Below are 22,189 nucleotides of genomic sequence, written 5' to 3' on the forward strand. Positions count from 1 at the left end.
AGTAATTCAGTAATCAAATCGGATTACTATATGCATCATTTCAACTTTAAATCTTTAAGCTTTTACAGTATAGCGATCGGTTCAGTTTTGCTTTTATTTAAAACTGTAACTACCTATGGAGAAAAAAATCTTCAGGCTCCTCCCCAAATTAACGGTCATTATCGTATAGTGTTGACAGAAAAATTATCCCCTTGCAACCAATCAAATCCAATATTATTGAATCTTTATCAATCGGGAATTTATTTAAACGGGTTTTTATCATCAGCAAACACTAGTACTGAAAAACTTTCTGCTGTAAGTCAAGCTAACCAATATCTCACAGGCAAATATCAAAATTCAACAGCAAGTTTATCTGGGCAAGTTTCTGATTCTGTACTTTGTAATAACGCAAATATAGAAACACAAGCAAATACCAAGCAAAAGAAGAATTCTCGTAGCCCAATTCGTCTATATATGCAACTAGTTACTCAAGAAAATTTCACAGGTCAAATCATTGTTGGTAATTTTCCTAAAGCAGTCAAATTTACTGCCACATTACAACAATATCGGGAAAAATCTCAGTAATCAAACAGCCATTAAAAACAAACTCAATTGACTTAACCAGTAAAGGATAATCTCATGGCAAAGCAATTCAAGAATAAATTATTTTGTCAGTGCTGGAGCAAGTATTTATTTCAGATAAACTTATTTGCCTTTTATACAATCTTTACCCTTGATGCTGGCATTAGTACTGCCGAATCAATTGCCAAATTGGAAGATTGGCGCTTTGATCCAAAAGTAGCCCAGTTGGAAATTAGCCTATCAGCACCTTCACAACCACACTTCTTTTATCTCTCCCAGCCTCCTCGCATTGTTGTTGATTTACCAACTACTAAATTAGGTTATGTTTCTACTCAAAAAAACTACTCAGGAGCTATAACAAGCATCCGTGTTTCTCAATTTGACACAGATATAACTCGTATTGTAATCGACTTAGCACCCGGTACTATTTTCAATCCCAACCACATACAACTAAAAGCATTATCTCGCCAAAATCCTACACGTTGGATTTTACGTCCATTTCCAGTAGGAAATAGTACATCTTTAATACCTGAAAAGTCTCCACCTCCACCTAGTAGCTCATCCCCCACTCCGGGTTTATACAACTCACCAGCTTCGACTAACTCCACACCAAATTCAGGTAAATATAACCCACTATCACCTTCTAATAACACAACACCAAACCCAAATTTATACTATCCACCACCACCGACAAATAACTCCTCACAACAACCCTTGGTTACTGTACCACCTCTAGTTCCTAATAGTTCTTCTCAAACACCTAACTCTGTTCTTCCGCCACCGATTTTCCCAAATCAGCCCGGTAATTTGAACAATATTCCTTTTTTTCCAACTCCTAATTTACCAGTGCCAACCGCTCCTAAAAATCGGCACATTGATCCTGGTTCTAAAATTATTGAATTTGGGCAACCTCTACCTAGCCCAACTAAGTAAAGTTAGCAGTTAGTTCAAACTCATTTTATTTAGATTTTGGATTGGCTCTACGGATAAATCTGGAGGCTTGTACTGTTCTATCAAAGAAGATAAATCAAAAATCAAAATAAACTATTATTGACTATTGACTCATGATTCATAACTCATGATTAGAATCTTTCCGTTTCTATCGACGGGGCAACGGCTCCTGGTTCATTGACAAAAAAGTTTTTAGCAGCATCGTTCTGGTATATACAGTTAATATCTGGTTTTTCACCCAAATCGCCTGTATAACCAAAGGTATTCAAACGGTTTTTGCATTCTCTCACTTGTTCATTTGTCACTAGCTTGCGTTGCTCTAAAATCGCCCAGTTATTAGTACGCAAAACACATCCTGGACGCATTGTAGGTTGAGAAACATAAACATTGAAGGGGTTAAGTGTTACGAACAATCTGGTGTCCATAACCATAGCGCTAGCTCCAAATTGCACGCAAGTTTCGGGGTTTGGTGCTTTGGTGTCAATAAATTCGCGGGAAGCCACATTGGATGGTGTAAATGTAGCTGTAGAGCTAAAAGCAATACCAATGCCAATGCCTAAAACAAACACCCCTCCCAAAATGGCGAGTGTGGTGAGGTTGAACATTGGAGATTGAAAAATAGGAGATTTAGAAGTAGTAGCTGTTCTACCAGTGGATTTACGTCTCATTTTTATTTCATCAACTTTATCTCTAGACAGCAAGTGGGTTTAATCGCTGTCCTTATATTCAGTATGCCTATTATTGGGTGCAATTGCCTGCAACTTTATTTTTTAACCATTGTTTGTGTAGTTGCTGCAAATTATGCTGTCTTTGCTGGATTAGACGTAATTATAGGGAAGAAAGTGCGATCGCACTCGTGGCAGGTGTGGCGGGGGTAGAAAATCCTCTGGATTGAGTCACAATCCCCACGTATGCGATCGCTATTAGCCCAGTAGCTCTCCAAATCACTCTGTCAGCATTTCTCTATTTTTTTTTGGAAGCAATATTTTTACCCATGTACATCTAAATACACAACTGCTGTATGCATAAGTTTTCCGGGCAACTCCTCTCAAGTGAAGAATCTATAAATAAATACACTCCTACTACCAACTGCCAAACAAAACCGCAGATATAGGAATCCAGTTTGATGACTGAAAAAAATTAAGTATTTGTAGTGCCGTGTCAAGACTTTAGACTAACGCACCCAACCCTTGAAAACGGTGCGTTACGCTCTGCGATCACACACCCTAAGTGTTTTTCAAAAATAAGTATGAGTTCTATATATCTCAACTCTCTAATATTCGCTAACTATGGTTTATGTTTACTTTATAAATTTCCTATCTAGTTTCTCAAGCTGAATATATATTTATTAGTCTATGTCATATTCAAATATGACATCAGCTTTGTTTGATTTTTAACATTTTAACTTTTCATTTTATCAAGTCTTAGTCAGATAAGTTGTTATCTTTCAATTCTCTAACAGAAATCAAGCGGTAGATTCTAATGTAGCAAATGATATCTACCTGCTAAAGTCATGAAATTAATCACATCTATTTCTATAGAAAAAACATGATTTTTTGCATAACTTTCATAAATTAAACTTGGCATTATGATTTTATCTTCATTACAATTACAGACAAAATTATGCAAATCTATATGACAAAAATTACAGTAAAAAATATAAGCATTGCACTTTCTTTAATCCCAGCCCTTATCCCTTTTAAAGCCTTAGCAGATGATTACAATCAGCTTTTTATCTTTGGTGATAGTCTATCCGATAATGGCAACTTGTTTAGATTAACAGGAGGCATATTTCCACTAAGTCCTCCCTACTTTCGGGGGCGTTTCTCTAACGGCCCAGTTTGGGTAGAAATACTAAGTTCTGATTTAAAATTAGATGCTAATGCTACTAATAACTTTGCGATCGGTGGTTCTACATCAGGTAATAATAATGCTCTGAGTGAAACACTAAAAATACCACTGCCATCTTTGCCAGATCAACTTGACAGCTTTACTTCCATACCCGGAAAACCTAGTTCCGATGCTCTTTTTATCTTATGGGCAGGCGCTAACGATTATTTAATTGAGCCAACAGAAAAAAGAGCAACCGACACGCAAGTGGTAGTAAACAACTTATCTAATGCAGTCAGAACACTCATTAATAAAGGCGCTCGCAATATTATCGTGCCTAACTTGCCAGACTTGGGTAAAACTCCTCAAGAGCGATCGCTCTTAACTGCTTCCACTACTACCGCCCTAACCAACAGTCATAACAACAACTTAAATCTTGCCCTCCAAGAGATAGCAAAAAACCGTAACGTTAATATTATTCCTTTAGATGTTAATGCCTTAGTTAATGAAATATTAGCTGAACCTGCGAAGTATGGTTACACAAATGTCACAGAGCGTTGTTTTAATCAAGCTGTAGGTACACTTTGTTCAAATCCAGATCAATATTTGTTTTGGGATGGGATTCATCCTACAGCTCGCGGGCATCAACTGATAGCAGAATATACAGTTGCGGTGCTAAATGCGCCTCAAGATATTCTTCCCCAAGCAGACATTGCCTTAAATGTTGCTAAAAGACAAGTACAGCTAATTGATGCTCGTCTTCTGGCATTACGAAATACTTCTGTCAAACCATCAGCAAACCGTTTAGCTGTTTTCCTCAACGGTGACGTTAATTTTGCTAATAAAAATTCTAATAATCAAAATATAGATTATAATTCTACAACTTCAGGTGTGACAGCAGGCTTTGATTATTATATTACAGATCAACTTTCTGTGGGAACTGCATTAGGCGTTGTAAATAATGATAATGAATTGCGTAAAAATAAGGGTGATATTGAAGTAAATAGTTATGCCATATCTGTGTATAGTAACTATGCCCAAAAAAACTTTTACAGCAACGCTGCAATTAGCTATGGTGGTAATGAATTTGATATAAAACGTACAATCAACTTCAACAATCGTAGAGCGACTGCTAACACTGAAGGCAGGCAGTTTTCCGTTAATTTAAATAGTGGTTATATTGCTAAATCGGGCAGTGTTTCCTATGGACCAACTGTTGGTTTGCGATATGATCGCGTCAGCATTGACAGCTACACAGAAAAAGAAGCTGGCAGCTTAAATATGAAAGTAGACGATCAACAAGCAGAGTCATTTATCTTAAGCATCGGTACTCAAGCAGCATTAGTATTAAGAACTGGGATTGGCACCGTCATACCCAATGTTCGCGCCAGTTACGAACATCAATTTGCTGAAAACAGCCGCAATGTCACTACGGAACTCGTTACCCAACCCGGTATACCCATGCGTGCAAAAACAAATGAACCCGATCGCAATTACTTTAAATTAGCTACAGGAGCGCAGATAGTGTTTTCGGAAAATTTTACAGGTGCAATTGATTATGAGACAGTGATCGGGCTAGAAAACGTTATCGATAATACAATTAGGGGAGAAATCCGCTACCAATTTTGATTAGTAGGAGAGCTAATGCACTAAAGCCAATAGTCCTTTGTCATTACGAAAACAGCAATGACAAAAGACTAATGACCAATGATTAACTAGCTAACAGAGTCTTTTCCAGTGGCATCCACCGGAAAGCGCGATCGCCACCCCTCTCAATCACCACTTTGACTCGTGGTTCTAGTTTGGGCAAATTAGCTAAATACTCAACTTCCTCATCAGAAAGAATATGCCCTTCAATGATCCACAACACTAGTCCCTTTGATTTAGGTGGTAGCTGTTCGAGCTGATAATTGACAATGGGGGGTACGTAATATACGTAACCTACTGCCGCTCCACTAGCAGTACTTTTTTTGCCAAGATGCGGAGGTCTAACACCATGAACCCCTGTGAGATAGGCAGAAACATCTCCCAGTCCCTTAGCAGTCATGTGCAGAGTGACATAGCCAGCCGCACGCAGTCGCCGTCTATACCGACCTTCAAACCCTCCTTCTAGAGGTACGTATACACCAAGAGCGCCATGTTTTTCCAGATCGCGAATTAAAGTGTTACCAGTGGTAATTAGTGCCATAGATTTTTGTCCTATCCCACCTAGATACTTCTATTATTTACCGTTTGCTGTTACATTAAGTTACACAATTAACTTATAAGCTAAATTAGCCTCATCAACACATTAGTCATTTAGTCAATTGGTTAGTGGTTTATTACTCTCCCCTTCCCCATGTCTCCGTGTCCCCACCTCCCCTACTCCCCTCTTGCTGCTTCTCTACTGAAAATATAAATGTAAAATTTTTCTAGACAAAAATAAATATTTGATCTATACTACTGGATTGTGGCCAATTATTTAGTGTGCAATCCTGTTGTCCTTAGCTAAATTCCAAACCAAAATGGCTAGCTATAGTGGACAATAGGCTGGTAGACTATATAAGCCTTAAGGTTAACTTAAGAGGGCAGAGTGAGTTATAAACTCAAGCCAGCCCTGAGCAGTCAAAAACGTTCACTCTCTCAGCCCTGAGAAAAACAGGTAAGCCCTTAAGCGTATAGTTTAAGGAAACAAGTAGAAACTAAGCAGTAATGTTGGTTTATAGCATTGCATTAGTCTTAGTCAATGGATACTGGGCAAGTCGCTGCCTAAGTCCTACTACAACCAGAAGTGCCAGAGCAATTGCTTAAGTAACAAAGTATTGCTGCACAAAGCGCAAAGCTCTTAAAGCCTTGCACAAAATCCAAAAATGACTCCTTCTGAATAAGAAGGAATTTTTGGCTGTTCTGGTGAGGAATGAGTGAAACTCAATTATGGATTCACCAAATAGTACGGACGCTTGGTGAAAAACCCAGAAGTTGGAAGCCCATTACCTAGGCTGTTCCTGACTTCGTTAGGAGGTACCGTAGTAAGCGGTAAATCGTCTTAAAGACGCCTATACCAGCTTTCTGAAGAATCCAATTTCCAAGGAAACAAGTAAAAAGGAGCCAGTAACTGTGTCTGTAGGTATTCTCGGCACGAAACTGGGCATGACCCAAGTCTTTAGCGATGAAGGAGTAGCTATTCCTGTCACCGTTATCCAAGCAGGGCCATGTACAGTTACCCAAGTCAAAACAAAACAGACCGACGGTTACTTTGCCATTCAAATCGGCTATGGTGAAGTAAAGCCAAAAGCGCTAAATAAACCGCTATTAGGTCACTTAGCTAAATCATCTGCTCCAGCATTACGTCACTTGCACGAATATCGCATAGATAATTCTGGCGATTATTCACTAGGTCAAGAAATTAAGGCAGATATTTTTAGCGCAGGTCAGATTGTAGATGTCATAGGCAATAGTATTGGTCGTGGTTTTGCTGGTAATCAAAAACGCAACAACTTCGGTCGTGGGCCTATGTCGCACGGTTCTAAAAATCACAGAGCACCTGGTTCTACAGGTGCTGGGACAACACCCGGTCGTGTCTATCCAGGTAAGCGGGCGCCGGGTCGTTTGGGAGGTAGCCGTGTCACAGTTCGTAAACTGACTGTGGTGCGAGTAGACCCGGAACGCAACATATTACTAATCAAGGGAGCCGTTCCTGGCAAACCAGGAACCTTACTAAATATTGTGCCTGCGAAGAAAGTTGGTAAGTAGTCATTTAGTCATTGGCCATTAGTAGAGAAAAACTACCAAGGACAAATGACAAAGAACAAAGGACACGAAAATGGTTGAATGTGTAGTCAAAAATTGGCAAGGAGAGCAAGTCGGGCAGAAAAGCTTTGAGTTGCGGGTTGCCAAAGAAGAAACAGCGGCTCATGTTGTGCATCGAGCCTTGGTTAGACAATTGACCAACGCTCGCCAAGGAAATGCTAGTACGAAAACCCGTTCTGAAGTCAGAGGCGGCGGTCGTAAACCTTGGCGGCAAAAAGGTACCGGTCGGGCGCGTGCGGGTTCTATTCGCTCACCATTGTGGCGTGGTGGTGGTGTCATCTTTGGGCCAAAACCCAGGGAATATAACCTGAAAATGAACCGCAAAGAACGGCGTCTGGCACTGCGAACGGCTTTTAGCAGTCGTGTTGATGACTTGATTGTGGTAGAAGATTTTAGCGAACAGCTAGCACGTCCTAAGACAAAAGAATTAGTGTCGGCGATCGCTCGTTGGGGTTCCGAACCAGAACAAAAAACTTTATTAATAATGTCTGAGCGGAGCGAAAACGTATACTTGTCAGCCCGCAATATTGAGAATTTAAAGCTAATTGCTGCTGATCAGCTCAATGTTTACGATTTGCTGCACGCTGACAAGATCGTAGTTACAGCATCAGCCCTAGAAAAAATTCAGGAGGTCTACAGTGACTAAGTTTGACCCCCGCAAACTTCCTGATTTAATACGTCGCCCCATCGTTACCGAACGGGCAACCATGCTGATGGAGCAGAACAAATATACTTTTGAAGTCACTCCAAAAGCGACAAAGCCAGAAATCAAAGCGGCAATAGAAAGTCTGTTTGACGTTAAAGTCACACAGGTGAATACCACAAATCTACCTCGTAAAAAAAAGCGCGTTGGTCGATTTATTGGTTATAAACCCCAATACAAGCGAGCCATTGTCACAGTGGCGGCTAGGGATGAAGAGAAGATTAGACAAGTTCTATTCCCAGAGGTTTAAAACAAGATGGGTACTCGTTCTTATCGCCCTTATACCCCCAGTACTCGCCAAGTCACAATTTCCGACTTTGCAGAAATTACCAAGACCGAGCCGGAAAAATCTTTAACTGTATATAAACATCGTCGCAAAGGTCGAAATAACCAAGGGCGTATTACCAGTCGTTTCCGGGGTGGCGGACACAAGAAACTTTACCGGCTCATCGACTTTAAACGCGATAAGCGTAATATTCCCGCCAAAGTCGCGGCAATTGAATACGATCCCAACCGTAACGCACGCATTGCTCTTTTGCATTATCAAGACGGCGAGAAGCGTTACATCCTTCAGCCCAACGGCTTAAAAGTTGGCACAACAGTGATTGCTGGCCCAAATTCTCCCATTGAAAATGGGAATGCCTTACCACTGGCTAACATCCCCTTGGGTACAAATGTTCACAATGTGGAGTTAACTGCAGGCAAAGGTGGTCAAATCGTTCGCTCTGCCGGAGCAAGTGCTCAAGTAGTAGCCAAAGAAGGTAACTACGTGAGCTTGAAATTGCCTTCAGGAGAAGTCCGGATGGTAAGGCGGGAGTGTTATGCCACCATTGGACAAGTGGGTAACCTAGATGCCAGAAACTTGAGCTTGGGTAAAGCAGGTAGAACTCGTTGGAAAGGACGCCGTCCTCATGTTAGAGGTAGCGTCATGAACCCAGTTGACCACCCCCACGGTGGTGGTGAAGGACGAGCACCTATTGGTAGATCCGGCCCTGTCACACCTTGGGGTAAACCAGCATTGGGTATGAAGACTCGCAAACCCAAAAAACCAAGTAGCAAGTTGATTGTGCGTCGTCGCCGCAAATCTTCTAAACGGGGTCGTGGCGGTCGTGAAAGTTAATGTTAATAGCTAATAGCTATCAGCTATTAGCAACTAGCTTTTATCAATCACTAATTACCAATTCCTACACTTATGGGTCGTTCTCTTAAAAAAGGTCCCTTCGTTGCGGATCACCTGTTGAGTAAAATAGAAAAGCTCAACGCCAGTAACAAAAAAGAAGTTATCAAAACTTGGTCGCGAGCTTCGACAATTCTGCCTGAAATGGTAGGTCACACCATCGCAGTTCACAACGGACGTCAGCACGTACCCGTTTTCGTGAGCGACCAAATGGTAGGACACAAACTGGGCGAGTTTGCTCCTACACGCACCTTTAGAGGTCACGCCAAGGATAAAAAAGCAGGGAGATAAAAGGAGTTAGGGAGGCTTAGGCTAGAGTCTAGTAATTTTCCTAGTCCCTAATCCCTAGTCTCTAGTCCCTACACAGGAGAAAACTATGGCTAATGATACTACTAATGAAGTAAAGGCGATCGCCCGTTATGTACGTATGTCTCCCTACAAAGTACGGCGAGTACTTGACCAAATTCGCGGACGTTCATATCGAGAAGCACTGATTATTCTGGAATTCATGCCCTATCGAGCCTGTGAACCAGTCCTAACGCTGATCAGAAGTGCTGCTGCTAATGCCGAGCATAATGCCGGACTAGATCGTGCTGAACTGGTTATCACTAAAGCTTATGCAGATCAAGGCCCAGTCCTAAAACGCTTCCAGCCAAGAGCACAGGGACGTGCGTACCAAATCCGCAAACCAACGTGTCATATCACTGTGGCTGTAGCTCCGGGAGCAGCAGCTCAATAAACAAACAAAACACATCTACACGAAGATAATTGCGTACAAAAAGAAATTTTTAGAGGAAGCATTCGTGGGACAGAAGATACATCCAGTTGGTTTTCGCTTGGGAATTACCCAAGAACACCAATCTCGTTGGTTTGCCGACCCAAGCCGTTATCCAGAACTTTTACAAGAAGACCACAAACTTCGTAATTTTATTGAAGAAAAGCTGGGCAGATACGCTCAAAACAACGCTGGCATTTCTGAAGTGCGGGTTGAGCGTAAAGCAGATCAAATCGATCTCGAAGTACGCACAGCTCGACCTGGTGTGGTTGTAGGTCGAGGTGGACAAGGCATCGAAGCATTACGAAATGGACTTCAACAACTGTTGGGTAGCCATCGTCAAATTCGGATCAACGTCGTTGAAGTGCAACGCGTTGATGCTGATGCCTACTTAATTGCTGAGTATATCGCTCAACAGCTAGAACGCCGGGTTTCCTTCCGACGAGTAGTAAGGCAAGCCATCCAGCGCGCTCAACGGGCTGGAGTACAAGGCATCAAAGTGCAAGTTAGTGGTCGTTTGAACGGCGCAGAAATTGCTCGGACTGAGTGGACTCGTGAAGGTAGAGTACCTCTACATACTTTACGAGCCGATATTGATTACGCTTACTGTACGGCAAAAACTGTCTACGGTATTCTCGGTATCAAGGTTTGGGTATTTAAGGGAGAAATTATTCCCGGACAAGAAGAAACGCCTCCTCCAGCAACAACACGGGAGCGCGAACCACGTCGTCGTCAACAACAGCGCCGTCGTCAGCAATTTGAAGACCGCTCAAATGAAGGATAAAAAAGGAACTGGGGATTAGGTACTGGTGACTGGGCAAAATGCAAGTTTCCAATCCCTGCTCCAAATTCATTCCTAATCCCCAATCCCTAATCCCCAATCACTAGTCCCTAGTACCTAATCATGCTAAGTCCTAGAAGAACAAAATTCCGCAAACAGCAACGCGGACGAATGAAAGGTCTTGCCACCGCAGGCAACTCCCTGAACTTTGGTGATTTTGCCCTCCAAGCTCAAGAACCTGCTTGGATCACCGCCCGCCAAATAGAAGCCTCTCGTCGGGCAATGACCCGTTACATCCGTAGAGGTGGTAAAATCTGGATTCGCATTTTTCCAGATAAGCCTGTAACAATGCGTGCTGCTGAAACCCGGATGGGTTCCGGTAAAGGTTCGCCTGAATACTGGGTAGCAGTAGTAAAGCCAGGACGAATATTATTTGAGATCGCGGGTGTACCAGAAGCTACTGCCCGTGAAGCCATGCGCTTGGCTGCTTATAAGCTGCCGATTAAAACTAAGTTCATTTCACGCTCTGAACAGGAGACGCAGGAGTAGGTTATGCCTCTTCCCAAAATTTCAGAAGCAAGAGAATTAACTGACGAACAATTGGCAGAGGAAATTCTTGCTGTCAAAAAGCAGTTATTTCAGTTGCGATTGCAAAAAGCGACAAGACAATTAGAAAAACCTCATCAGTTTCGACACGCCCGACACCGCCTTGCCCAATTAATGACGGTAGAAGCAGAGCGCAAGCGGGCAACAAGTCAACCTGCTAAAGAACAAGAGTAAGAAAGTATGGCAGTAAAAGAAAGAGTTGGCTTGGTAGTGAGCGACAAAATGCAAAAAACGGTGGTAGTCGCCGTTGAAAATCGCGCTCCCCATCCCAAGTACGGCAAAATTGTGGTGAAAACCCGGCGTTATAAAGCTCATGACGAAGAGAATCGCTGCAAGATAGGCGATCGCGTTCGCATTCAAGAAACTAGACCCCTGAGCAGGACTAAGCGCTGGCAAGTCACAGAAATCCTCACCACAAAAAATAGCTAAAGGTTAATAGCTAATAGCTTAAGAGCTAATGGTTAATCACAATGAAAAATTAACAATTAGCAATTAACAAAACCAAGGAGAGTAATTGTGATTCAACCCCAGTCTTATCTTAATGTTGCAGACAACAGCGGAGCTCGTAAACTTATGTGTATCCGCGTCCTTGGGGCAGGTAACCGTCGCTACGGTCACGTCGGCGATAGAATTATCGCTGTTGTCAAAGACGCACAGCCCAACATGGCTGTAAAAAAATCTGATGTCGTAGAAGCAGTGATCGTCCGCACCCGTCACAATATCAAGCGGGATAGCGGTATGAGTATTCGTTTTGACGATAATGCCGCAGTTATCATCAACAAAGATGGCAACCCCAGAGGAACAAGGGTCTTTGGGCCAGTTGCACGAGAATTGCGCGACAAAAACTTTACTAAAATTGTTTCTCTGGCTCCGGAGGTGCTCTAATGCCAAGCAAGAAGGAGAAGCCCAAATTTTACAAAATGCACGTCAAAACTGGGGATACTGTGCAGGTGATTGCCGGTAAAGACAAAGGCAAAGTTGGTGAAGTCATCAAAGCACTTCCCCAAGAAAGTAAAGTCGTTGTCAAAGGTGTCAACATCAAGACTAAGCACGTCAAACCCCAAGCTGAAGGCGAATCGGGACGAATTGTCACCCAAGAATATCCAATTCACAGTTCCAACGTCATGCTTTACTCCAATAAGCAAAACGTTGCTAGTCGCATCTGTTATACCTTCACTGCTGAAGGCAAAAAGGTTCGGATGCTCAAGAAAACTGGAGAAATTGTCGATAAATAGAAAGTGGTTAATGGTTAATGGTTAATAGTTAATAGAACAATTAACAATTAGCAATTAACAATTAACAACTAACAAATAATTTTTCCCTGACCAAGCCCAGGGGTAACTAGGACAAAAACTATGGCAACACGACTAAAAAGTTTATACCAAGAAACGATTGTCCCTAAACTGATGCAACAGTTTGAATTCACCAATATTCATCAAGTACCAAAGTTGGTGAAAGTGACTGTGAACAGGGGTTTGGGGGAAGCAGCGCAAAATGCTAAAGCTCTGGAAGCGTCTTTAAGTGAAATTGCCTTGATCACCGGTCAAAAACCCGTAGTAACGCGGGCAAAAAAAGCGATCGCAGGCTTTAAAATTCGTCAAGGTATGCCTGTTGGGATCATGGTCACCCTTAGAGGCGATCGGATGTATGCTTTTCTCGACCGTTTAATCAACTTGTCTTTACCGAGAATTCGTGACTTTCGTGGTGTCAGCCCCAAGAGCTTTGACGGTCGTGGTAACTATACTCTTGGCGTCAGAGAGCAGTTGATTTTTCCAGAAGTCGAGTACGACAGTATTGACCAAATCCGAGGGATGGATATTTCCATCATCACTACAGCTAACACTGACGAAGAAGGTCGCGCCTTACTAAAAGAAATGGGAATGCCCTTTCGGGATCAATAAATTCATTTATAGAGGAAACGATGGCAACAAACGACACTATTGCTGATATGTTGACGCGCCTCCGCAATGCTAATTTAGCGAGGCATCAAACTACACAAGTGCCATCCACAAAAATGACCCGTAGTATAGCCAAAGTCCTTCGAGAAGAAGGATTCATTGGTGAATACGAAGAATCAGGCGAAGGAGTAAAACGTAACTTGGTGATTTCCCTTAAGTATAAGGGTAAAAATCGCCAACCAATTATTACTGCCCTCAAGCGAATCAGCAAACCAGGCTTGCGTGTTTACTCCAACAAAAAGGAATTACCACGGGTATTAGGTGGTATTGGCATTGCCATTATTTCGACTTCCAGTGGCATCATGACCGATCGGGAAGCACGGCGTCAGAATTTGGGTGGCGAAGTACTTTGCTACGTCTGGTAGTCATTTAGTCATTTGTCATTTGTAATTAGCTAAAGACAAAAGACAAATAACAAACGACAAACAACAAAGGACAAAAGGTTATGTCTCGAATTGGTAAACGCCCAATCACAGTCCCTGCAAAAGTGCAAGTGACAGTTGATGGCACCAAAGTTAGTGTCAAAGGGCCAAAAGGTGAGCTTTCTCGCGAGCTTCCCAATCATGTAATAGTTTCCCAAGAAGGGGAAATCTTGACGGTTAGCCGTCGAGATGATTCACGCACCTCAAGGCAAATGCACGGATTGTCCCGTACCTTGGTTGCCAATATGGTTGAAGGAGTTTCCAAAGGCTTTGAACGACGTTTGGAGATTCAAGGAGTTGGTTACCGGGCTCAAGTCCAAGGTCGTACCCTCGTTTTAAATATGGGTTATAGCCATCAAGTGCAGATTGCACCACCAGAAGGAGTTAACTTTGCAGTTGAAAATAACACCAATGTTATTGTCAGCGGCTATGACAAAGAAGTGGTAGGCAACACGGCAGCCAAAATTCGTGCCGTTCGTCCACCAGAACCCTACAAAGGCAAAGGTATTCGTTACTCCGGCGAAGCAGTTAGACGCAAAGCTGGTAAGACTGGTAAAGGTGGTAAGAAATAAATATGAAGCTTACTCGTATAGAATCAAGACAGCGTCGCCATCGGCGCATACGCGGCAAAGTAAACGGTTCTACGGAACGTCCACGGTTAGCAGTGTTTCGTTCACACCAGCATATTTATGCTCAAGTAATTGATGATACTAGTCATCATACTTTAGTGGCAGCCTCTTCTGTTGAACCTGAATTGAAATCCAAACTCGGCTCAGGTAAAAACTGTCAAGCTTCTACCGAAGTTGGTAAATTGATAGCTCAACGATCACTAGAAAAAGGCATCTCAAAAGTAGTCTTTGATCGCGGTGGCAATCTTTATCATGGTCGAGTCAAAGCACTAGCTGAAGCAGCACGTGAGGCTGGGTTAGATTTCTAAACACTAGTCATTGGTCATTAGTTAGTAGTCATTAGCAATAAATGACGAATGGCAAAGGACAAGTGACAAATGACAAAGGACAAAGGACTATCGAAACATGGCAACAAATCGTCGTAAAGCTAACCGCGCAAAAAAAGAAGAAACTAACTGGCAAGAGCGGGTTATTCAGATCCGCCGAGTCAGTAAAGTAGTAAAAGGAGGTAAGAAACTTAGCTTCCGCGCGATCGTGGTCGTCGGTAATGAGCGCGGTCAAGTTGGTGTGGGAGTAGGTAAAGCCTCGGATGTAATTGGTGCCGTGAAAAAAGGTGTAGCCGACGGCAAAAAACACTTAATTGACATCCCTATTACTAAATCCAACTCTATTCCCCACCCCATTAATGGCATGGGTGGCGGTGCAAAGGTAATGATGCGTCCAGCCGCTCCTGGGACTGGTGTAATTGCCGGTGGTGCTGTTCGTACTGTGCTGGAGTTGGCAGGCATTCGTAATATCTTAGCTAAACAACTCGGCTCTAATAACCCTCTCAACAACGCAAGAGCTGCAATCAATGCCCTTACCACCCTGCGGACTTTCTCAGAAGTTGCTGAAGACAGGGGTGTTTCTGTAGAAAATCTTTACATTTAATAGCTAAATGCTAATTGCTAATTGTTATGTGCCATTAGCTGTTAGCTATTAGCAAACTAAAATTATTCTCTTACGAAAAGCTTTGATTATGAGATTAAACGATGTTCGTCCTCAAAAAGGCTCAAAAAAACGACCTCGTCGTCTAGGTCGTGGTGTATCTGCTGGTCAGGGTGCTAGTGCCGGTAAAGGTATGCGTGGTCAAAAAGCTAGATCTGGTGGCGGCACCAGGCCTGGTTTTGAAGGTGGTCAACAGCCATTATACCGCCGCATCCCAAAGTTGAAGGGCTTTCCTCTAGTTAATCGTAAAAATTACACTACGATTAATGTAGAGAAGCTAGCCTCCCTCCCAGCAAATGCAGAAGTAACATTGACCTCTCTAAAAGAAGCAGGTATTCTCACTGCTGTCAAAGGTCCATTGAAAATTTTGGGTGATGGGGAATTGAGCGTTCCGCTCAAAGTTAAGGCGGCAGCTTTCACAGGTACAGCTCGTAGCAAAATTGAGGCAGCTGGTGGGAGTTGTGAAGTTTTAGAGTGAGCCAACTGGGAGCACACCTAAGCGTACGCCTACTCTAGCCAGCGCCTGCTTCACTATCTTAAGGTAGCCCTCTATGATCAGTCGAGATAAACCCCCAACAGCTCAAGAAACTTTTATGCAAATGGCACAAGCAGCTGGGCTGAGAGGTCGGCTGCTTGTCACCGTTGGTATTCTGATTTTGATTCGTATGGGCATACACATACCCATACCAGGAATTAATCGGGAGCAGTTTGCTGCTGCTGTTAGTAGTAATAACCAAATCTTCAGCTTTTTGGATATTTTTTCTGGAGGCGGACTGTCGGCTTTGGGAGTCTTTGCCCTGGGTATTTTGCCTTTCATTAATGCCTCTATTATTATCCAATTACTTACTGCTGCCATTCCATCTTTAGAAAATTTGCAGAAAAATGAAGGTGAAGCAGGAAGGCGGAAAATTTCCCAAATTACACGCTATGTAGCTTTGGGTTGGGCGATTCTTCAAAGTGTTTTCTTGGCAGGATTCTGGCTCAGACCTTTTGCCTATAACTTCAGTCCATTTTTTGTAGTTGAAACAGCAGTAGCTCTAGTGGCTGGCTCGATGTTCGTAATGTGGGCGTCGGAAGTAATTACAGAGAGGGGAATTGGGAATGGTGCATCTTTGTTGATTTTTGTCAACATCGTGGCAACACTACCGAAGTCTCTTAGTGATACCATTGCTTACATTCAAGGTAGCGGCCAAGAAATAGTGAGGGAAAGAGTTGGGCCAGTGATTGTACTTGTCCTTGTCTTCCTAGCGACAATTGTCGGTATTGTATTTGTTCAAGAAGCTATTCGCCGTATTCCGATTATTTCTGCTCGCCGTCAAGTTGGTCGGCGTATTTTCGCCGAGCAGCGTAGCTATCTCCCCTTACGTTTAAATCAAGGTGGAGTGATGCCAATTATTTTTGCTGCTGCAATTCTTAGTTTGCCACTGTTGATTGCCAACTTTACTAGAAATCCAGAAATCGCCAACATTATCAATACTTATTTAAGTCCTGGCGGTTCTCAATCTTGGGCTTACGCGCTAGTTTACCTCATTTCGATTGTATTCTTTAGTTATTTCTATTCATCTTTGATTGTAAACCCTGTTGACATAGCGCAAAACCTCAAAAAAATGGGTTCTAGTATTCCTGGTATTCGTCCGGGTAAAGCCACGAGCGAATATATAGAGCGCGTTTTAAATCGACTAACTTTTTTGGGTGCTATCTTTTTGGGTTTGGTTGCTATTATCCCCACCGCCGTAGAAAGAGCTTTAGGAGTACCAACCTTCAGAGGATTAGGTGCTACTTCTTTGCTAATTCTAGTTGGTGTGGCAATTGATACAGCAAAACAAATCCAAACTTACGTGATTTCTCAGCGCTATGAAGGAATGGTGAAACAATAGTGACGCGATTAATCTTCTTGGGGCCACCTGGAGCCGGCAAAGGAACTCAAGCTAAAAAATTAGCTGAGTACTGGAACATCCCCCATATTTCTACGGGTGATATCTTGCGCCAAGCGTTAAAAGAACAAACTCCTCTTGGGATTAAAGCTCAAAGCTACATGGATAGAGGAGAATTAGTTCCCGATCAACTTGTACAAGATATGGTGGAGGAACGTCTCCAGCAAGGTGATACTAATTCAGGTTGGATTCTTGATGGTTTTCCCCGCACAGTGAAACAAGCAGCTTTTTTAGAAGAATTGCTGCAAAAGTTAGCTCAACGTGGAGAAAAGGTAGTTAATTTGGATGTTCCAGATGAGGTTGTAGTCGGTCGTTTGCTGCAACGTGGACGCAAAGATGATTCAGAAGAGGTGATTCGTCGCCGCCTAGAAGTCTACCGCTCTGAGACAGCCCCCTTGATTGATTTTTACCGTAACCGTCATCAACTCCTGAGTGTCAATGGTAATCAGTCCCTTGAAGAAGTTTCTACCGAAATTAAAAAGCAGGTAAACGCTTCCTAGTTTTACAAGCACCTATATAGAGTGGGATTAGGAAACTGTATCCTATCCTACTCTCACCCACTCTCATTCCAGATAGTGTCAAGAATTTTAGATAAGATATATTAATAAACTGTTGATATATTTTCCGTATTATGTGCAATTGCAGACTAAAATTAGCTGCAAGCGGCAACAATAGTTGAGTTGAGGAACAAACAAATTGTCTAAGCAAGATTTAATTGAAATGGAAGGCACTGTGACTGAGTCATTGCCCAATGCGATGTTTCGCGTTGATCTCGACAATGGCTTTAACGTTCTCGCTCACATTTCTGGTAAAATCCGTCGCAACTATATCAAGATTTTACCTGGCGATCGCGTCAAAGTTGAACTGACTCCCTACGACCTGACAAAGGGTCGAATCACTTATCGACTACGCAAAAAATAATTTAGAAGTAATAATTTTATCGGAGGTTAACAGATGCTTGAATAAACAACACAAGGTTCAGATTGAAGGTATAATCACCGAAATTTTACCAAATGATAGCTTTCAAGTTGAACAAAACGATGCCTCGATTGTTACTAAATCACAAGTTCCAACGGCTTTAGTTCACACAAGTGTTAATGTCTTGGCTTCCATAGCTTGTAAAGAAACTTACCTAAGAATGTTAGCTGGCAAGCATAAGGAAATAGGGTGAAAGAGTCAGTAAATGAGTTAGGTTTAATCTCCTATAGATTTCGGAAAAAGTAAGTGTATGTAGAATACTATACCATACAACCAAATCTGTTAGTTTCCCTTCTACCATTTAACTGAATAATTTCTTGAAAAATGCTATAATTCACTATTTGTAATCAATTAGGAAAGTATGAAAGTCAGAGCCTCAGTCAAGAAAATGTGTGAAAAATGTAACGTGATCCGACGCCGGGGTCGCGTCATGGTGATTTGTGTTAATCCGAAGCACAAACAACGTCAAGGCTAAAGCAATACTACAGTTATAGCGCTTGGTATTGAGTGAAGCACAAAATCACTGTTCAAACCAACAAAAAAGCTTGAGAACATAGGGAGAAAATAGTTGTGGCACGTATTGCCGGAGTAGACCTTCCACGCGACAAGCGTGTTGAAATTGGTCTAACTTACATTTACGGAATTGGTTTATCAAGGTCGAAAGAGATTTTAGCAACTACAGGTGTGAATCCAGACACTCGTGTAAAAGATCTCAGCGATGCCGATGTAGCAGCCCTGCGGGCAGAAATAGAAAGTAACTATCAAGTGGAAGGCGACTTAAGACGCTTGGAAGGGATGAACATCAAGCGTCTAGTTGACATTGGCACCTACAGAGGACGTCGCCATCGCTTAGGCCTACCAGTAAGAGGACAAAGGACTCGCACCAACGCCAGAACCAGACGCGGTAGAAGGCAGACAGTGGCTGGTAAGAAAAAAGCACCAACGAAATAATTCTTCTTTCATGCTTGCTAAAGGCAAGTTTTACCTTCATTTAGTTACACCACTATGGCGCGACAACCGAGTAAAAAAACTGGGAGCAAAAAACAGAAACGCAATGTACCTAACGGTATTGCTTACATTCAATCTACTTTCAACAATAGCATCGTCACCATTACCGATCAAAACGGAGATGTGATCTCTTGGGCTAGTGCTGGCTCTAGCGGCTTCAAGGGTGCAAAAAAAGGAACTCCTTTTGCAGCCCAAACTGCTGCTGAAAGTGCAGCACGTCGAGCAATCGATCAGGGAATGCGCCAAATAGAGGTAATGGTAAGCGGTCCAGGAGCAGGTCGAGAAACCGCAATCCGGGCGCTACAAGGAGCAGGACTAGAGATAACATTAATTCGGGATATTACCCCAATTCCCCACAATGGCTGTCGCCCGCCCAAACGCCGTCGAGTATAGACATAAGACTGTTGGGCAATAGAGGCAATCAGTGAACAGTTAACAGTAAACAATGTAGATGTGCAGCGAGCGGCTTGCCGCAGGCTACAGCAAATGATTACTGAAAATTTATTGATGACTGTTAAACTTGCCTGTTTCCCTCACACGTATAGTGGCCGTCCGAAGTGCGCCAGTTGCCATTGCACGAAGGGCTGCTAAACTTCGGAAAACCTAAAACATAATAGTAGCGCCCATTAAGTTCTTCAGGACTTCAAACTCTACCGTCATTGGAAAATTGCAGTTTGATAGACCTCAAGCACAGGGCAAAAATTATCTGTAGGCAATAATATTGCCTACCAGCAAGACCTTACAACAAGGGAGGCTACTCCGTGGCGCAATTTCAAATTGAATGTGTAGAGTCTAATACAGAAGAAAGTCGGAGCCACTACAGCAAATTTATTTTGGAACCTCTGGAGCGGGGACAAGGAACTACCGTCGGCAATGCCCTCAGACGGATTTTATTGTCAAACTTAGAGGGGACAGCAGTAACAGCAGTACGAATCGCGGGTGTTACACATGAGTTTGCTACTGTTCCGGGCGTGAGGGAAGATGTTTTGGAAATTATGATGAGGATGAAGGAAGTTATCCTCAAAAGCTATTCCGCTCAACCACAAATAGGTCGCTTACTTGTGACTGGGCCAGCCACCGTCACTTCGGCACATTTTGATTTGCCAAGTGAAGTAGAAGTAATGGATCCGACCCAGTATATAGCTACCCTGGCTGATGGTGGAAAGCTGGAAATGGAATTTCGGATTGAGAAAGGTAAGGGTTATCGCACTATAGAGCGAGGTCGTGAAGAAGCCACATCTTTGGACTTTCTCCAAATTGACTCGGTGTTTATGCCAGTCAGAAAAGTTAACTACAGTGTTGAAGAAACTCGTAGTGATAGTGGGTTGCCCAAAGATAGGCTGTTGTTAGAAATATGGACAAATGGCAGTATTACCCCTCAAGAAGCTCTTTCCTCGGCAGCTGGAATCTTAGTAGACTTATTTAACCCCTTAAAAGACATCGATATCAGACAGACAGATACAGATTCTGATATCCCAGACGACCCCACTGCTCAAATTCCAATCGAAGAGTTACAGCTTTCAGTACGTGCTTATAACTGTCTGAAGCGAGCACAAGTTAATTCTGTAGCGGACTTGTTGGATTATACCCAAGAAGACCTTTTAGAAATTAAAAACTTTGGTCAGAAGTCGGCTGAAGAAGTAGTTGAAGCCTTGCAGCGACGCTTAGGTATTACTTTGCCAACCGAAAGGTCTTCTAAGCATGGAGGTTAATAGCTAATGGTTAATAGTAACTAACAATTAACAATTAGCAGCCATCTTAAGTAAGTATTATCGTTAATGGTTCATAGTTATGCGTCATCGTTGTCGAGTCAAAAAACTCAGTAAACCTGCCGACCAGCGTCGTGCCTTATTGCGATCGCTGACTACACAGTTGATTCGTCATGGTCGGATCACCACGACTCTAACCAGAGCCAAGGTGGTACGGGCAGAAGTAGACAAAATGATTACCTTGGCAAAAGACGGCTCCTTAGCAGCACGTCGTCAGGCGATCGGTTATTTGTATGATAAACAACTAGTTCATGCTCTGTTTGATCAAGCTGCTAGTCGTTATGGTAACCGTCAAGGTGGTTATACTCGGATTTTGCATACCGTGCGTCGTCGCGGAGATAACGCCGAAATGGCAATAATTGAACTGGTTTAAGAAGGCAGAAGGCAGAAGGCAGAAGGCAGAAGGATCATCTTTCATACTTCTTTACTTCTTTACTTCAAACTTTAACCTTTAGCCGATTGTATGTTAGAGAGCTACCAGCCTACACCAACCCAGCGAGTCGCCCTGGTAATCCAATACCTGGGCACTCATTTTCATGGCTGGCAACGACAACTACAACACCGCACGGTGCAAGAAGAAATAGAAACAGCACTGGCGAACATCCTTGGCTATCCAGTGACCTTACATGGTGCGGGACGTACTGATGCTGGAGTTCACGCCGCCGCTCAAGTGGCTCATTTTGACACCAACAGTGTAATACCAGCTCATAAATGGGCAACAATTTTAAACAGCTACTTGCCTAAAGATATATTGATTCGGGCATCAGCAGCTGTGAGTCAAAGTTGGCACGCTCGTTTTAGTGCAGCATATCGCCGATATCGCTATACCATATACACTGACCAACGACCGAACTTGTTCACTAAAGCCTTTTGTTGGCATTACTATCATGCACCTTTAGATGAATTATTGATGCAAGCAGCATTGAAACCCCTGGTTGGACGCCATCACCTGGGAGCATTTCATCGAGCTAACTCAAGTCGCAAGCATTCTTGGGTAGAGGTGCAAGCAGTAGAGTGTTATCGTAGCGATCCATTTATTCATATTGAAATTCAGGCAGATGGATTTTTGTATGGTATGGTGCGGCTGTTGGTGGGAATGCTAGTACAGGTAGGTTCTGGGCAGCGATCGCTAGCTAACTTTACCGACCTCTGGAAATATGAACGTCGAGAAGAGGTGAAATATGCTGCGCCTTCTCACGGTCTATGCCTTTTGCGAGTAGGCTATCCAGATTTTCCCTTTCCAAAAGAGGTCTGGTTTGATACACAGCCTCTCTATGTCATTAGTCATCATTAGTCATGACAAAAGACAAATGACTACTAGACAAATGACA

33 protein-coding genes are annotated in these 22,189 nt (G+C 42.8%); 31 read left to right on the forward strand and 2 right to left on the reverse strand.

Going from position 1 to position 22,189, the window contains the following annotated elements; translation table 11 throughout:
• Positions 1 to 30: 30 nt before the first annotated feature.
• Positions 31 to 564, forward strand: a complete 534-nt coding sequence (locus QUB80_RS15905) for a hypothetical protein (RefSeq protein ID WP_289790486.1) — start codon at positions 31 to 33, stop codon at positions 562 to 564.
• A gap of 54 nt (positions 565 to 618) precedes the next feature.
• On the forward strand, positions 619 to 1,494 hold the full coding sequence (locus tag QUB80_RS15910; protein ID WP_289790487.1) for an AMIN domain-containing protein: 876 nt from the start codon (positions 619 to 621) through the stop codon (positions 1,492 to 1,494).
• 149 nt (positions 1,495 to 1,643) lie between these two features.
• Here the strand turns inward: QUB80_RS15910 and QUB80_RS15915 are convergent, their stop codons facing one another.
• Entirely contained in the window at positions 1,644 to 2,180 is a 537-nt protein-coding gene (locus tag QUB80_RS15915; RefSeq protein ID WP_289790488.1) for a DUF3172 domain-containing protein, read from the reverse strand.
• Positions 2,181 to 3,147: 967 nt separating this feature from the next.
• Between QUB80_RS15915 and QUB80_RS15920 the strand changes: the two genes are divergently transcribed.
• Positions 3,148 to 4,971 (forward strand): autotransporter domain-containing protein, encoded by a 1,824-nt coding sequence (locus tag QUB80_RS15920; RefSeq protein WP_289790489.1) that lies wholly within the window; start codon positions 3,148 to 3,150, stop codon positions 4,969 to 4,971.
• 82 nt (positions 4,972 to 5,053) lie between these two features.
• Here the strand turns inward: QUB80_RS15920 and QUB80_RS15925 are convergent, their stop codons facing one another.
• Positions 5,054 to 5,530: an NAD(P)H-quinone oxidoreductase subunit N gene (locus tag QUB80_RS15925; RefSeq protein ID WP_289790490.1), complete on the reverse strand. Its 477-nt coding sequence runs from the start codon at positions 5,528 to 5,530 to the stop codon at positions 5,054 to 5,056.
• 908 nt (positions 5,531 to 6,438) lie between these two features.
• Between QUB80_RS15925 and rplC the strand changes: the two genes are divergently transcribed.
• The 28 genes from rplC (at position 6,439) to truA (ending at position 22,152) form a co-directional block, all read left to right on the forward strand.
• Positions 6,439 to 7,074: a 50S ribosomal protein L3 gene (rplC, locus tag QUB80_RS15930; protein WP_289790491.1), complete on the forward strand. Its 636-nt coding sequence runs from the start codon at positions 6,439 to 6,441 to the stop codon at positions 7,072 to 7,074.
• 70 nt (positions 7,075 to 7,144) lie between these two features.
• Positions 7,145 to 7,777, forward strand: coding sequence for a 50S ribosomal protein L4 (gene rplD / locus QUB80_RS15935; protein ID WP_289790492.1), 633 nt, complete (start codon positions 7,145 to 7,147; stop codon positions 7,775 to 7,777).
• Positions 7,770 to 8,084 (forward strand): 50S ribosomal protein L23, encoded by a 315-nt coding sequence (locus QUB80_RS15940; RefSeq protein ID WP_289790493.1) that lies wholly within the window; start codon positions 7,770 to 7,772, stop codon positions 8,082 to 8,084. The genes rplD and QUB80_RS15940 overlap by 8 nt, the downstream gene beginning before the upstream one ends.
• A 6-nt stretch (positions 8,085 to 8,090) precedes the next feature.
• Positions 8,091 to 8,954 carry a 50S ribosomal protein L2 gene (gene rplB / locus QUB80_RS15945; protein WP_289790494.1) on the forward strand — a complete coding sequence of 288 codons (864 nt, stop codon included), beginning with the start codon at positions 8,091 to 8,093 and terminating at the stop codon, positions 8,952 to 8,954.
• A gap of 72 nt (positions 8,955 to 9,026) precedes the next feature.
• Positions 9,027 to 9,302: a 30S ribosomal protein S19 gene (rpsS, locus tag QUB80_RS15950; protein WP_289790495.1), complete on the forward strand. Its 276-nt coding sequence runs from the start codon at positions 9,027 to 9,029 to the stop codon at positions 9,300 to 9,302.
• Between the two features lie 85 nt (positions 9,303 to 9,387).
• A complete protein-coding gene (rplV, locus tag QUB80_RS15955; protein WP_289790496.1) occupies positions 9,388 to 9,750 on the forward strand; it encodes a 50S ribosomal protein L22 in 363 nt (120 codons plus the stop codon).
• Positions 9,751 to 9,814: 64 nt separating this feature from the next.
• Entirely contained in the window at positions 9,815 to 10,570 is a 756-nt protein-coding gene (gene rpsC / locus QUB80_RS15960; RefSeq protein WP_289790497.1) for a 30S ribosomal protein S3, read from the forward strand.
• 120 nt (positions 10,571 to 10,690) lie between these two features.
• On the forward strand, positions 10,691 to 11,116 hold the full coding sequence (rplP, locus tag QUB80_RS15965; protein WP_289790498.1) for a 50S ribosomal protein L16: 426 nt from the start codon (positions 10,691 to 10,693) through the stop codon (positions 11,114 to 11,116).
• Positions 11,117 to 11,119: 3 nt separating this feature from the next.
• Positions 11,120 to 11,347, forward strand: coding sequence for a 50S ribosomal protein L29 (gene rpmC / locus QUB80_RS15970; protein ID WP_289790499.1), 228 nt, complete (start codon positions 11,120 to 11,122; stop codon positions 11,345 to 11,347).
• A 6-nt stretch (positions 11,348 to 11,353) separates the two neighbouring features.
• Complete coding sequence (gene rpsQ, locus QUB80_RS15975) at positions 11,354 to 11,602, forward strand: 30S ribosomal protein S17 (RefSeq protein WP_289790500.1); 249 nt, start codon at positions 11,354 to 11,356, stop codon at positions 11,600 to 11,602.
• A gap of 87 nt (positions 11,603 to 11,689) precedes the next feature.
• Complete coding sequence (rplN, locus tag QUB80_RS15980; RefSeq protein WP_289790501.1) at positions 11,690 to 12,058, forward strand: 50S ribosomal protein L14; 369 nt, start codon at positions 11,690 to 11,692, stop codon at positions 12,056 to 12,058.
• The gene (gene rplX, locus QUB80_RS15985; protein ID WP_289790502.1) at positions 12,058 to 12,408 is read left to right on the forward strand and encodes a 50S ribosomal protein L24; all 351 of its coding nucleotides are present in this window, start codon (positions 12,058 to 12,060) and stop codon (positions 12,406 to 12,408) included. Before rplN ends, rplX begins: the two co-directional genes overlap by 1 nt.
• 120 nt (positions 12,409 to 12,528) lie before the next feature.
• Positions 12,529 to 13,074, forward strand: coding sequence for a 50S ribosomal protein L5 (gene rplE / locus QUB80_RS15990; RefSeq protein ID WP_289790503.1), 546 nt, complete (start codon positions 12,529 to 12,531; stop codon positions 13,072 to 13,074).
• Between the two features lie 20 nt (positions 13,075 to 13,094).
• Positions 13,095 to 13,496 carry a 30S ribosomal protein S8 gene (gene rpsH, locus QUB80_RS15995; RefSeq protein ID WP_289790504.1) on the forward strand — a complete coding sequence of 134 codons (402 nt, stop codon included), beginning with the start codon at positions 13,095 to 13,097 and terminating at the stop codon, positions 13,494 to 13,496.
• 80 nt (positions 13,497 to 13,576) lie between these two features.
• Positions 13,577 to 14,125 (forward strand): 50S ribosomal protein L6, encoded by a 549-nt coding sequence (gene rplF / locus QUB80_RS16000; protein WP_289790505.1) that lies wholly within the window; start codon positions 13,577 to 13,579, stop codon positions 14,123 to 14,125.
• 2 nt (positions 14,126 to 14,127) lie between these two features.
• Positions 14,128 to 14,490 carry a 50S ribosomal protein L18 gene (rplR, locus tag QUB80_RS16005; RefSeq protein WP_289790506.1) on the forward strand — a complete coding sequence of 121 codons (363 nt, stop codon included), beginning with the start codon at positions 14,128 to 14,130 and terminating at the stop codon, positions 14,488 to 14,490.
• Between the two features lie 97 nt (positions 14,491 to 14,587).
• Positions 14,588 to 15,112: a 30S ribosomal protein S5 gene (gene rpsE, locus QUB80_RS16010; protein WP_289790507.1), complete on the forward strand. Its 525-nt coding sequence runs from the start codon at positions 14,588 to 14,590 to the stop codon at positions 15,110 to 15,112.
• Positions 15,113 to 15,200: 88 nt separating this feature from the next.
• A complete protein-coding gene (gene rplO / locus QUB80_RS16015; protein ID WP_289790508.1) occupies positions 15,201 to 15,647 on the forward strand; it encodes a 50S ribosomal protein L15 in 447 nt (148 codons plus the stop codon).
• Between the two features lie 73 nt (positions 15,648 to 15,720).
• The gene (gene secY, locus QUB80_RS16020) at positions 15,721 to 17,046 is read left to right on the forward strand and encodes a preprotein translocase subunit SecY (RefSeq protein WP_289790509.1); all 1,326 of its coding nucleotides are present in this window, start codon (positions 15,721 to 15,723) and stop codon (positions 17,044 to 17,046) included.
• A complete protein-coding gene (locus QUB80_RS16025) occupies positions 17,046 to 17,603 on the forward strand; it encodes an adenylate kinase (RefSeq protein WP_289790510.1) in 558 nt (185 codons plus the stop codon). Before secY ends, QUB80_RS16025 begins: the two co-directional genes overlap by 1 nt.
• A gap of 196 nt (positions 17,604 to 17,799) precedes the next feature.
• Positions 17,800 to 18,024, forward strand: a complete 225-nt coding sequence (gene infA / locus QUB80_RS16030) for a translation initiation factor IF-1 (RefSeq protein WP_006276978.1) — start codon at positions 17,800 to 17,802, stop codon at positions 18,022 to 18,024.
• Positions 18,025 to 18,061: 37 nt separating this feature from the next.
• The gene (locus QUB80_RS16035) at positions 18,062 to 18,274 is read left to right on the forward strand and encodes a S1 domain-containing protein (RefSeq protein ID WP_289790511.1); all 213 of its coding nucleotides are present in this window, start codon (positions 18,062 to 18,064) and stop codon (positions 18,272 to 18,274) included.
• 168 nt (positions 18,275 to 18,442) lie between these two features.
• Positions 18,443 to 18,556, forward strand: coding sequence for a 50S ribosomal protein L36 (gene rpmJ / locus QUB80_RS16040; protein WP_006196723.1), 114 nt, complete (start codon positions 18,443 to 18,445; stop codon positions 18,554 to 18,556).
• A 95-nt stretch (positions 18,557 to 18,651) separates the two neighbouring features.
• A complete protein-coding gene (gene rpsM / locus QUB80_RS16045) occupies positions 18,652 to 19,032 on the forward strand; it encodes a 30S ribosomal protein S13 (protein ID WP_289790512.1) in 381 nt (126 codons plus the stop codon).
• A gap of 54 nt (positions 19,033 to 19,086) precedes the next feature.
• Positions 19,087 to 19,482: a 30S ribosomal protein S11 gene (gene rpsK / locus QUB80_RS16050; protein ID WP_016877827.1), complete on the forward strand. Its 396-nt coding sequence runs from the start codon at positions 19,087 to 19,089 to the stop codon at positions 19,480 to 19,482.
• A gap of 368 nt (positions 19,483 to 19,850) precedes the next feature.
• On the forward strand, positions 19,851 to 20,801 hold the full coding sequence (locus QUB80_RS16055; protein WP_289790513.1) for a DNA-directed RNA polymerase subunit alpha: 951 nt from the start codon (positions 19,851 to 19,853) through the stop codon (positions 20,799 to 20,801).
• 79 nt (positions 20,802 to 20,880) lie between these two features.
• Positions 20,881 to 21,231, forward strand: a complete 351-nt coding sequence (gene rplQ, locus QUB80_RS16060; protein ID WP_289790514.1) for a 50S ribosomal protein L17 — start codon at positions 20,881 to 20,883, stop codon at positions 21,229 to 21,231.
• A 90-nt stretch (positions 21,232 to 21,321) separates the two neighbouring features.
• Positions 21,322 to 22,152, forward strand: a complete 831-nt coding sequence (gene truA / locus QUB80_RS16065; RefSeq protein ID WP_289790515.1) for a tRNA pseudouridine(38-40) synthase TruA — start codon at positions 21,322 to 21,324, stop codon at positions 22,150 to 22,152.
• Positions 22,153 to 22,189 lie beyond the last annotated feature (37 nt).

The organism is Chlorogloeopsis sp. ULAP01, assembly GCF_030381805.1.
Lineage (GTDB): Bacteria > Cyanobacteriota > Cyanobacteriia > Cyanobacteriales > Nostocaceae > Chlorogloeopsis.